Genomic DNA, 12,084 nt, shown 5'->3' on the forward strand with positions numbered 1-12,084 from the left:
CTCTTGGCCAGTGTCAGCAGCAGCGTGTCGCGCAGGATGCCGCGCTCGGCAAACCCCACATCGGCCACCGCCTTCATGGCATCGATGCTTTCCGCCGGGCTGACCCGAACGCCGGCGCCGCGCGCCGCCCGTAAAAAGCGATGCAGTTCCTCGCGCATCAGCCGAACACGCCGTGGCGGCCGGCCTTGGCGACGAAGCCCGACACCTGCGGGATCGTGGTTTCGATGTCGGCCTCGTATTTAAGCAGCACGTTGAGCGTGTCCTTGACGGTCTCATGATCCAGTTCGCTCGACTGCAGCAACACCAGCACGCGCGCCCAGTCGATGGTCTCGCTGACCGAGGGCAGCTTCTTCAGGTCCAGCGCGCGCACCTGGTTGATGAAGCCGACGATCTGCTTGCGCAGGGCGGCGGAGATGCCGGGGACGCGGCTTTCGACGATGCGCTCTTCCAGCTTCTGCTCGGGAAAGCCGATATGCAGATGCAGGCAGCGCCGCTTCAGCGCGTCCGAGAGATCGCGCTCGCCATTGGAGGTCAGGATCACCGTCGGCTTGACGATCGCCGTGACGGTTCCGAGTTCGGGGATCGAGACCTGGTAGTCGCTGAGGATTTCGAGCAGCAGCGATTCGAATTCGGCGTCCGACTTGTCGATCTCGTCGACCAGCAGTACGCAGCCCTTTTCCTGCTCCAGCGCCTGCAGCAGCGGGCGCGGCTCGACGAATTCCTTGGAGAAGAACACGTCGCCGAAATCATGCAGCTTGCCGAGCGCTGCGGCCAGCGTGTCGGCGCCGCCGAGCACTTCACCGAGCTTGTCCTTCAGGATCTGGGTGTAGAGCAGCTGCTTGGCGTATTTCCACTCGTACAGCGCCTTGGCTTCATCGAGGCCCTCATAGCACTGCATCCGGATCATCTTCAGGCCGCGCCACGCCGCCAGCGCTTTTGCGAGCTCGGTCTTGCCGACGCCGGCCGGGCCTTCCACCAGAATCGGCTTCTCGATCTTCTCGGCCAGATAGACCGCGGTCGCGATCTGCTTGCTGGCGATATAGCCGGCCGAGGCCAGCCCGCGGGTGACGGCTTCGATGGAATCCGCCGGCAGTTGGGTATTCATTTATGGTTCTCGCTTCCGATTGAATTTCCAAGCCTGATCTGGCGCACCTTGCGCGGCTCGCGCGCCACCTGGGCCAGCATCTCGAACGCGGCCAGCGCCCGTGCGGTCGCATCGTCGGTCGGCGCACCCTGCCCCAGCAGGCCGCGGATTTCGCCGACAATGTCGCGCGCCAGCAACCTTACGCCGATCACGCGCGCCGGATCACCGTCTCCCTCGCCATCGAGGGCTTCGACCGCGAGCCGGCTTGCCGCCTGCACCAGCGACACCAGACCCGCGATGCGGCCGAGCCGCAAGGCATTCTCTTCGGAACGCTCGATGTGGGTTGCGGCCTTCTCAAGCAGCCAGCTCAGCAATCCCGCAACATTTGCCGTGCCGACGGTGTCCTCGACATCGCGAAACGGCAACGCCATGGCCGGATAGGCGTCGGGCATGTTGCCGAGCCGCGCCGACCCTGGCACCTCGCATCCGTCGAACTCCAGCTCGCAATGCGTCGCCGGCAACAGCGCATCCAGCGCCTTCATCGGTTTTGTCACGAGGCCCGCGGTGTCCTTCGGGACCATGAACAGGCCATAGCGTTTGCGCCCGTCCTCGACCGCGACCACCGCCAGCACCAGGAACAGATCGGCGACCGGACCATTGGTGACCCAGGCCTTGCCGCCGCGCAGGACAAATCCCGCGCCGCGGGATTCTGCGGTCGTCTTCAGGAGTTTGGGATGCGCGCCGGCGCCGGGCTCGGAGATCGCGATCGCCGCACAGACCTCGCCGGCCGCGACGCGCGGCAGCCATGCCGCCCGCTGCCCGGCGTCGGCAAAGCCCGCGATGAAGAACCGCGCCGTCATCTGCCGTGCGGCGAAGGCGCTGGCCAGCCCCAATAGCCCCGTTCGTGCAGCAATCGCCTGCTCGGCCGCCGCGATCGCGCGGTAACTGTCGAGGGCGGCGCCGGCGCCGGGCAGGCCGATCTGGAACAGCCCGGCATGCGCCATCGGCCCGAACGGGTCAGCCATGACGTCGGACTTTGCGCTTGTCCACCAGCCTTCAATGCGGCTGGTGACTTCCAGGTTGGAATCGTGTGGCATTCAATCAGCGACCCGGATTTCGATCCGCGACCCTCGCGGCATCGGGACGCTTTTAGAGCACGAAGTTGCCAGTCGCGAGGCTATTTGCGACCAGTGCCGTCGTGGCAGGCATGCGTTCTCGCCGCAGGCGCCGCAGCTTCAACGTGCGGCTGATGTCAGGACCCGCTCCCCAAAGAGTCTTCGCAGCGGCTCGACCAGCGGGCGCGCGACCCTGCCCGCCGCCCACCGTGCCAACGGTCCAGGATCGGAAAAGTCCTCGGCAAAGGCCTTGATCCTGCGGCTCCCGCGCAGCACCCGGACAATGTCGCGCCGGTTGTGGTGCTGGTTGGAAAGCAGGGATTTTGCATAGGCCATGGTCCAAAGCCATCCGACACCGTCGGGATAGTCCGTTGCAACGCGCGGCGTGTCACCCGTGAATGTCGCATAGAGCGCGGCCGGGATGTCCATGCCGATCACCGTCGACAGGCTGGTGGCGCGAACCGGTCGCGGCTCCACTTTCATCAGGTAGAGCGCACCGGTTCTTGAGTCGCGGCGAAATTCCACGGTGATCTGGCCGGTATATTGAAAAAGCCTGACCAGTTCACGCGCCGCTTCCAGCGCCTCATCGTCATGCACGGTTTCGCACCACACGACCGACCCAAGCTCATAGGGATGGACATAACCCGCATCGAGCCGGTAGCTCGCCAGTCGAAGCCGCCGGACGCAATAGGCCAGAACCAATTCCCCCTTCGGCGATATCACCATCGTCACGCCGATGGCGGCGTCCGCTGCGCCGGGTACCACCTCCTGGATCATGGGATATTCGCCCGTCCGGCCAGCGAACTCCTCGCACGAAGCCAGGATTTCGCTCCGAAGCTTGGGCGCGGCCCTGGTCAGCCGGACCGTGGTTTCATCGGCCGGCGTACCGAGGATAGAGCGGGTCTTGATGATGTAGTCGTAACTCTGCGGCTCCAGTGCCGCAACGATCGCCTGCATTTCCGCATCCGAGTTCGGGCACCAATGCTGAGGGACCTTGATGCCGATCGAGGCCGCCTTGGCGTAACAGGCTGCTCTGTCGAAAATCTCTCCCACGATTTCCCAATCCGGTACAGGAACGACGAAATTCTCCAACAGCCGCTCTCGATTCCGGGAAACCAGCGCGACGTAGTCGTCGTTCGCCGGTACCAGGAACCCGCCGCGTTCGCGGCCGAATTTCGCGAGGTAGTGGAGCTGCTTTTCCTGATCAGGGTCCAGTTGGTGAAACCCGGCCAGGTGTCGTGAAAACTGATAGACGTTGAGCTCGGTGTGTGTTGCATGCACGGGAACGCCGATATTGGCGAGCGATCTTACGAAGGCTGTCTGCCGTGGATGGCCAAGTCCCATGATCAATGCTGGAACGGAGTTCGCATTATTTCTTGCTGGCATGTCGCTCGGATCTCAACCCTGACAATATACTGCTCAGTATGACCCGTAGCGCCATTTTTGCAACGGCATCCCGGCCCCACCTTAAGCATTGCAATTGCCCAATCGGCGATGGTTCGTTGGCGGCGCGCCAGGCTGCGCCGCGCGCGGGCAGCGCTCAGTCCTTGGCCGACGACTGCCGTCCGTTGACAACGATGAAATAGAGATTGCGAAAATAAACCACGAGGCCGAGGGACTGGCCGGCGATGAACACCGGGTCGCGGCGGTACAGCGCATAGACCAGCAGCAATATCCCGCCGCCGATCGAGAAGAACCAGAACGCCACCGGAATCACGCTCTTGCGTGCGCGCTCGGACGCGATCCACTGCACCACGAAGCGCATGGTGAACAACCCCTGTGCGACGAATCCCAGGATGACCCAGCCATCGAACTTGATGACGAAGACCTCATGCAGATAGGTGGCGAGTATGTTCAACAGGTCAGTCATGAGACAGCACCTCGGTCGCAACGGGCGTCGGTTTCTTGCGGCGGATCAGCCACCACACCCCGGCGAGATCCATGATCCCGATCCACAGCCGATCGAAAAAGCCGTAATTTGACACGCCGGAATGGCGCGGCCGGTCGATGACGTCGACATAGGCGATGTCGAAGCCCTCGCGTCGCACCAGCGCCGGCAGGAAGCGATGAAGGCCGTCGAAATAAGGCATCATCAGGAATACGTCGCGACGAAACGCCTTCAGGCCGCAGCCGGTATCGCGGGTGCCGTCGCGCAGGATGGCGTTACGGACGCCGTTGGCGACGCGCGATTGAAGCTTCTTGAAGCCGGTGTCCTTGCGTCCGACCCGCTGGCCGGCGGCCAGACCAACGCGGCCGCCGCCGTGCTCGACCGCCGCAATCAGGTCCGGCAGGAACGCCGGGTTGTTCTGCCCGTCGCCGTCGAGCGTCGCCACGATCGATCCGCGCGCGGCCCGAACACCGCTGCGCACCGCCGCCGATTGGCCCGATGACACCGCATGCCGGATCTGGCGCAGGTTGGCGCGCGACGTCATCAGGGCCGCGAGCCGCTCGCCGGTCGCATCGGTGGAGCCGTCATTGACGTAGATGATTTCATAGGCCCACCGGCCATCCAGTGCGGCGACGATCTCCGCGATCAGCGGCGCCACATTGCCGGCTTCGTTGCGCACGGGAACAACGATGGACACGGCCACGGAAGCTGGCTCGGATGAAGGCAAATCAGCGCTCGTCGTTTGAGTTCGGTTGCAGCGGGAACCGCTGCGCCGGTGCCCTGCAGCGTCCGCTTCTTATGGGGCTGAGGCCCCTGCGGCAACCCTTTTGAAGTGCCCCGGCGAGGGTCCCGGAAGCGGCACGATGGTGCCGTCGCCGCGGATCGCGAAGCCGAGGCGGCGCGCGGCAAACCAATAGCGCACCGCCATCGCGCCGATCACGCCGACAAGCGCGCCGGCGACCACGTCGCTCGCATGATGCGCCAACAGCACGAGGCGGCTGAGCGCGATCGCGACCGCATAGACCAGCATCCAGGGGCGTGCCTGCGGCCAAAGCGCGGAAACCGCGAAAGCCAGCGCAAAGGCGGTATTGGCATGGCCGGACGGAAAGCTCGCAAAGGCTTCGGTGCCACCGAAGTGCCTGAAGTTGAATACATTGCCTTCGCCGCCGACGAACGGCCGTCCACGCCCGACGATCCATTTGAGAACGTCTCCGACGAGCGCCGGCGCCAGGACGGCGAAGAAGATGAACTGCAGGCGGGTCCCGAGCCCGAGCCACAGCGATCGCGCCGTTCCCCGGAATGTCGGGGCAGCCATCGCGACGACCAGTAACAGCCCGGCCAGGACCCACAGCACATAGGCGGACTTGCCGAAGTCGGTCAGGATGCGAAGCGGCCAAAGACCTGGCGTGCCGCGCGTCGGCATCCAGCCGATCTCGGTTTCGTCCAGCAGATACATCAGCGCAATGATCGCGGCGCCCAGAATGGCGGTGAGTTGCACGACATGGCGCGCCGACCGCCGCGCCGCATCGGCACGGCGCGAATGCGACGGCGAGCGCACCAGTTGCGCCGCCGACCGGCGCACAATGACCAGAAGGTCGGAGAAATAGTTCGACGAAACGCCTGCCCGGGGAGACATCTTATTCGGTGCCCTCGGAGCGGAAGACCGCGATCGAAATCGCCTTGCCCTGCGAGAAATTGTAGCCGTCGATGCGGGTGGCCACGTTGTAGCGCAGCCCGATCGCTTCGGCGCGCGCGGCGAAGCTGCGTTCCGAGCGCGATTCCACCAGCGCAAACCTGCAACTGCCCTGCCCCAGGAAATCCGCCGCCCCCGATCCGTCCGTCAGCAGTGTCGTGGTCCCCGTCATGAAGACCAGGCTCGGCTCGTGAAAACCCGCGGCGGCGGCCTTCGGACCGACGCAGACCACGTTGCGCAGCGCGCGCGCGATTTCGGGACTCGGGAACAGCGGCGTCAACGAGGGCAACACGATGCCGTAGACCGCAACTGCCAGAAACATCGCCGAGACCATTGCGTTGAGCAGCGAACGCTCGGCGCGGCTGTCCTCGTATAGCCACCACGCGAACAGCCCGAAGATCAGCGCCGCCGCGATGAAGGGCCAGGCCAGAAACACCGGCTGCCGCATCAGGACAATCGCGCCGACCACGACCAGCACCGAAGCCCCCGCCGGAATCACGAACCACCAGGCTGCGCCCCGCATCAGCCACGATCGCGACAGCACGCGCCGTTCCAGCGCGCCCACCGCGAGGATCGCAATCGCAGGATAGAGCGGCAGCACGTAATGCGGCAGTTTGGTCATCACAAGTTCGAAAACGATCCAGGACGGCATCAGCCACGCCAGCAGATACTGTGCGCCGGGCTCGCGCCGCGCCCGCCACACCGCCGGCGCCGCCATTCCGGCGAGTGCAGCTCCCGGCCAGAACGTTATCCAGAACAGCGCCAGATAGTACCCGGGCGGCGCGCCATGGGATTCCTGCGCGGCAAGTTTCGCCAGCATGTCGCGGCCGACTGAATCGGTGAAGAAGGTCTGGCCGGCGCGCCAGAAGATCGCGACGAACCACGGCAGCACCAGAACCAGCATCCACATCAGGCCCCAGACCGGACGCAGCCGCCACAGCCAAGCCGCCGACCGGTCGAGGATCGCCAGCGTGGCGACCGTGAGCACGACGAACAGGAGGATCAGCGGCCCCTTGAGCAGGATGCCGCCGGCCAGCGCCGTCCAGAAGATCGCCGGCCAGGACCATGGCGGCCGCTCCGGATCCTCGCCACGCTGCCACGACAGATAGACCCGCGCCATCGCGCCCATCGCCGCGACCACCGAGAGCAGCAGCATGGCGTCGGTTTTCGCCAGCCGGGCTTCGACACCGAGCAGCACCGAACTGCAGATGATCAGCCCGGCGAGGATGGCGCCGCGCCGGGTCACGAAGGCCAGCGCCGTCCAGTAGGTCAGCAGCACCGCCCCGATCGCGCCGATCAGCGAGGGAATGCGGTACAGCCAGATCCGGACCTGCGCCTGCGGCAAGCCGAGTGCCGTGGCGGCCTCGACCACGGCCGACTGCATCCAGTAGATACCGACCGGCTTCTTGTAGCGAACGTCGTCCTGGAAACGGATGTCGATGAAATCGTTGCTCTCGACCATCTGCTTGGTCGCCTGCGCGAACCGCGCCTCGTCGCGATCGATCGGCGGGATGTTGAAGAAGCCCGGAAGAAACAGCACGAGGCCGCAGCACACCAGGAACAGAGTCGCCCTTACGTGGCTGGCCGCCACAAGGTCAAGCAGCCGGGCAAGCCGGCTGCCCGGATTGACCCGGTTCTTCGGCTCGCGCGGCTCTCCAAATCGGGGGCGGGCATAGGTCTCGACCATCGGTTCCGATTACGCCGAAACTGCTATTCTCACAACCGGTTAGGTCCCATTTATTGAATTCTTATGACAACTGTGTCCGCGGCGCCCACCGCGTCGATCACGGTCAGTCGGGCAAAGCCCGGACCGGGCGGCTCGACCAGCCGCTGGCGCCGGCCGTCGATTTCGCCCACCGACACGCCATTCACCAGCATGGTGAGCGGCAGCACGCCGCCCGCGACCTTGACGGGCATTGCTGAAAACTGTCCCCCATTGCCGCGATCGACGTCAATCCGCGAGCCATTGAGCGGAAACTGGATGCGCGGTGCCTGCTCGGCGCCGTTGCGGACCAGTTCCCCCGCCGGCCGGAACCGGCGCAGCGGCAGCGGCAGTCTTGCATTGGTGGCCACCAGCGTTCCCTTGGGCGGCTTCGGCAGCGCCGCAGGCAGCCTTCCGGTACGCGCGAAGGCATCGAACAGGATCGGGGCGGCGGCGGTGCGTCCGACCAGCCCCGGCACCGGCGCGCCGTCGGGCCGCCCGATCCAGACCCCGATGGTGAGCTTGCCGTCGAAACCGACCGACCAGGCGTCACGATAGCCGTAGCTGGTGCCGGTCTTGAACGCGATCCGGTTGTGCGCGGCATTTTCCGGCGGCGGCGTGCCGATCAGCACATTGCCGACCTGCCAGGCGGCGGTTTGATCCATCAGCCGCCGGTTTTCGCGCGCATCGCCGGTTGCCTCGACGATTTCGCGCAGCGGCCTGGTATTGCCGAGCCGCGCCAGCCCGGAATAGAGCTGCACCAGGTCGTGCAGCGTGACGCCGACGCCGCCGAGGCCCATCGCGAGGCCGGGCGTCTCGTCCTTCGGCAGCATCAGATCGGCGCCGGCCTGCTTCAGCCGCGACGACAGACGGCTGGAGCCGACCCGGTCGAGCAGCGCGATCGCCGGCACGTTGAGCGACAATTGCAGCGCCTTGCGTACCGGCACCGTGCCCTGGAAGCTCATGTCGAAATTTTCCGGCGCGTAGGAGCCGAAACGGATCGGCCGGTCGTCGATCAGGCTTTCCGGATGAACGAGGCCATCCTCGAAGGCGAGACCATAGATGAAAGGCTTCAGGGTCGAGCCCGGCGAGCGCACCGCGCGGGTCATGTCGACCTGCCCGGCGCGCCGCTCGTCGAAATAATCGGGCGAGCCGATATGCGCCAGCACGTCGCCGCTCTCATGATCGACCGCAACGATCGCGACGGAAATATTCGAGCCCAGCGCAATGGCGCGATCGCGCGCCAGCGTCTCCAGCACCCGCTGGATGCCGGAATCCAGCGTCAGCTTGATGACCGGCGTGTCCTTCACCGTAGCCTGCGCCTGATCGGCGGAATGCGGCGCCAGAATGGGCATTGGTTTGCGCAACCTGGGTACAGCCACGGCCCTGGCCTGAACCGCGTCCTCGCGTGGCACCAGACCGTCCTCGACCATGCGATCGAGCACGCGGTCGCGCGCGATCCGGGCGACGCCGGGGTGACGATCGAGCCGCCGGGTTTCAGGCGACTGCGGCAACGCCACCAGAATAGCCGCTTCCGCCAGCGACAGCCGCTTCGGCTCCTTGCCGAAATAGGCGATCGAGGCCGCGCGAATGCCCTCGAGATTGCCGCCGAACGGCGCCAGCGCCAGATAGAGATCGAGGATCTGGTCCTTGCTCAATTGCCGCTCGAGCTGGACCGCGCGGACCATCTGGCGCAGTTTTGCGTACACCGAGCGCTCGCGCCGGGGCTCCATCAGCCGCGCCAGTTGCATCGTGATGGTGGAGCCGCCGGAGACGATGCGACCGCGGCTGACGAACTGCCACGCGGCGCGGGCCAGCGCCCGCGGGTCGACACCGTGGTGGGAGTAGAACCGCCGGTCTTCGTAAGCCAGCAGCAGCTTCAAATAAGAAGGATCGACGCCGGTCCTGGCGTCAACCGGCAGCCGCCAGCGGCCATCCGCCATGGCATAGGCACGCAACAGCCTGCCGTTGCGATCGACGACGGTAGTGGAGATTTGCCGGGCCTTTTCCAGGGGCAGCGGACCGAGGGAGGTGACCCACGCTGCGAAGGCGCCGGAGGTAACGACCATGCCGAGCATGGTCGCGGCGACGGCGCGACGCAGCCACCGGCTTCTACCTTCGGGATGGCCGGGCTTCACTTGGCCAACCACGTCTTTCCTGTTGCCCGATGCACTCATTTCGCCGAACGCACCTCGACCGAGCCGGTGCCGGTGCGGCCATGGCGCGACGGATTGTACATGTCCTCGACATAGGCTTGCGGCAGCACGTATTTGCCGGGCGACACCGCGCGCACCACATAGGCCACGGTGAACACCGCCGCATCGTCGCTGGCCCGATCGATCGCCGCGGTGAAGCGGTCGTCGCGGAACTCGGTATTTTCCGGCTCCTCGCCGTCCTCGATCCAGTCCAGCGTACCGGTGTCGCCGGACGAGACCAGCCGCGGATTGTCGATCTCGAGGCCTGCCGGCAGATAGTCCGACACCATGATGTGACCGTGTTCCGGCTTGGCCTCGGTAACCTTCAGCACCACGGCAAAGCGGTCGTTCTGTTTGACCTTCGAAATATCTGCCGGCTTGCCGTCGAGCGTGAAATAGTTGCGCTCGATCTTGAAGCCGTTCGACGCCGCCGGCTCCGGCGTGATCGGCGACCCCGACACCGAGACCACCGCCTGCAACGGGGCATCGCCGGTATTGGTGATCTTGATCGGCTGGCCCGCCATCTCCGAGGCCTTGTAGCTGCGATACAGTGCGGTCTTGACTGCCGCACCGTTGACGTCGAGCGTCAGCGCCTCCTTCGTCAGCGCACGCGCCGCCAGCACCAGCCAGGCATTCTCCTGGGTCGAGGTGTAGGGCGTGAGCCCGCGTGCTGCTTCGACGCGCTGGACGGCCTGGGTGAGCGTCGCCCGCGGCGCATTGCCTTCGCTCGCCAGCGAGACCAGCGCGGCGGCATCGCGCAGGGCGCTGCCATAGTCGAGCCGGCCGAACTCCAGCACCGGCTTCGGCGCCAGGCTGTCGGCGGCAGCGGCATAGACCCGTTCCGCCCTGCCCTTGTCGCCGACCAGCGCCAGCGCCGCCGCGAGCTGCGATTTGGCGATCGGCGTCGCCAGATTGCCGAGCTTGGTGTCGGCGAGGTAGCGCAGGTCGCCGATCGGAGCGGCGCCGTTGCGGGCGAGCACGTAGAGGCCGTAGGCCAGATCGCGGCCACCGTCCTTTTCCGGCTCCTCGGCGTTCACCACGGAGTTGCGGATGCGGTCGAGCGCGCTCCTGAACAGCACATCCGGCACCGCGAATCCCTTTTCGCGGGCGCGGGTCAGGAAATCCGTGACATAGGCATCGAGCCAGGAATCGTCGCCGCCGGCCGACCACAATCCGAACGAGCCGTTCGAGCCCTGCCGCGCCAGCAGCCGGTCGATCGCATCCTTGATGCGCTGGTCGACCGCGGTATCCATGGCCAGATGCGCGCCCGCCGCCAGATCGTTGACATAGAGCAACGGCATGGCGCGGCTGGTGATCTGCTCCGAACAGCCGTGCGGATAACGGTCGAGCGCCTTCAGGATGGTCGCGGCGTCGAGCGCGGTGGACAGGCTGACCGACAGCGAAACGCCGCCGGTGCCCTGCACCAGGTCAGAGAACATGTCGGAGGTCAGCGTCAGGCTCTCGCCTTTTGCCAGGGTCCGGATCGAACGGCGCGCCAGGATCTGCGTCGCCGCCTTGACGTCGAGCGCGTAATGCCGCGCCAGCGTCAGCCCGCCCGGCCCCTTGATGTCGACATCGAACTTCGCGGTGCCGGCGCCGCCGGCATCGAGCGCCAGCGACATCGAGGTGCGCTGCCTGGCTGCGAGTTTGACCGTGGTTGAGGGATTGCCGGTCACCTTCACCGGCCCCGAGGTCCTGACGCTGACGGTGTAGTCGCCCGCGGCACCCTCGACATTGTCGAGGTCGAAACTCATGGTGGCCTTGTCGCCATTGAGCAGGAAGCGCGGCAAGGTCGCCGTCAGCACCACGGGATCGCGAACCGTGACGTCGGTCGTGGCGCGGCCGAGTTTCGTGGAGGTCCACGCCACCGCCATCACCCGCGCGGTGCCGGCGAATTCCGGAATGTCGAAATCGATTGACGCGGTGCCGTCGGCGGCGACCGTGACGATCCCGGAATACAGCGCCAGCGGCTTTTGCGTCGGCGGACTGCCCTGCAGCTCGCCGCCCGCGGAATCGCCGCCCGTCCTGATCTGGCCGCGCGTACCCTGCATGCCGTCGATCAGCTGCCCGTAGAGGTCGCGGATTTCCGAGGTCATGCGGCGCTGGCCGAGGTAGTAATCATCGGGCGCCGGCGGCTTGTAATTGGTCAGGTTGAGAATGCCGACGTCGACGGCGGCGACGACGACGCGCGCCTGTTCACCGGCGGCCAGCCCGCCGATCTTCACGGGCACGGTCAACGGCGAATTCGGCCGCAGCGTCGGCGGCAACGGCATGTCGAGCGCCAGCGTGTGGCCGGCGCGGTCGATGGCGAACCACTGCACGCCGATGGCGCGGCCCGGCATGCGCTGGGCCGGGGCGTCGAGCGGACGGCGCAAGGTCGCCACCAGATAGGCGCCGGTGCCCCATT

9 protein-coding genes and 1 pseudogene are annotated in these 12,084 nt (G+C 66.0%); all 10 read right to left on the reverse strand.

The window, feature by feature from the left end; all coding sequences use genetic code 11:
- A pseudogene (locus Q8R73_RS06785) lies at nucleotides 1–158 on the reverse strand (VWA containing CoxE family protein); the annotation flags it as partial.
- Nucleotides 158–1,105, reverse strand: a complete 948-nt coding sequence (locus Q8R73_RS06790; protein WP_305718771.1) for a MoxR family ATPase — start codon at nucleotides 1,103–1,105, stop codon at nucleotides 158–160. The gene Q8R73_RS06790 and the pseudogene Q8R73_RS06785, both read right to left, overlap by 1 nt.
- Nucleotides 1,102–2,181 (reverse strand): acyl-CoA dehydrogenase family protein, encoded by a 1,080-nt coding sequence (locus Q8R73_RS06795; RefSeq protein ID WP_305718772.1) that lies wholly within the window; start codon nucleotides 2,179–2,181, stop codon nucleotides 1,102–1,104. Before Q8R73_RS06795 ends, Q8R73_RS06790 begins: the two co-directional genes overlap by 4 nt.
- Before the next feature lie 138 nt (nucleotides 2,182–2,319).
- Nucleotides 2,320–3,543 (reverse strand): hypothetical protein, encoded by a 1,224-nt coding sequence (locus Q8R73_RS06800; protein WP_305718773.1) that lies wholly within the window; start codon nucleotides 3,541–3,543, stop codon nucleotides 2,320–2,322.
- Nucleotides 3,544–3,739: 196 nt separating this feature from the next.
- The gene (locus Q8R73_RS06805; RefSeq protein ID WP_305718774.1) at nucleotides 3,740–4,069 is read right to left on the reverse strand and encodes a lipid-A-disaccharide synthase N-terminal domain-containing protein; all 330 of its coding nucleotides are present in this window, start codon (nucleotides 4,067–4,069) and stop codon (nucleotides 3,740–3,742) included.
- Nucleotides 4,062–4,790: a glycosyltransferase family 2 protein gene (locus tag Q8R73_RS06810; protein WP_371126046.1), complete on the reverse strand. Its 729-nt coding sequence runs from the start codon at nucleotides 4,788–4,790 to the stop codon at nucleotides 4,062–4,064. Before Q8R73_RS06810 ends, Q8R73_RS06805 begins: the two co-directional genes overlap by 8 nt.
- Nucleotides 4,791–4,883: 93 nt before the next feature.
- On the reverse strand, nucleotides 4,884–5,723 hold the full coding sequence (locus Q8R73_RS06815) for a phosphatase PAP2 family protein (RefSeq protein WP_305718776.1): 840 nt from the start codon (nucleotides 5,721–5,723) through the stop codon (nucleotides 4,884–4,886).
- A 1-nt stretch (nucleotide 5,724) separates the two neighbouring features.
- Entirely contained in the window at nucleotides 5,725–7,467 is a 1,743-nt protein-coding gene (locus Q8R73_RS06820) for a glycosyltransferase family 39 protein (protein ID WP_305718777.1), read from the reverse strand.
- 50 nt (nucleotides 7,468–7,517) lie between these two features.
- On the reverse strand, nucleotides 7,518–9,659 hold the full coding sequence (pbpC, locus tag Q8R73_RS06825) for a penicillin-binding protein 1C (RefSeq protein ID WP_305718778.1): 2,142 nt from the start codon (nucleotides 9,657–9,659) through the stop codon (nucleotides 7,518–7,520).
- Nucleotides 9,656–12,084, reverse strand: a 2,429-nt coding sequence (locus Q8R73_RS06830) for an alpha-2-macroglobulin (protein WP_305718779.1), incomplete at its 5' end; no start/stop codon positions are given. The genes Q8R73_RS06830 and pbpC, both read right to left, overlap by 4 nt.

The organism is Bradyrhizobium sp., assembly GCF_030697065.1.
GTDB lineage: Bacteria > Pseudomonadota > Alphaproteobacteria > Rhizobiales > Xanthobacteraceae > Bradyrhizobium.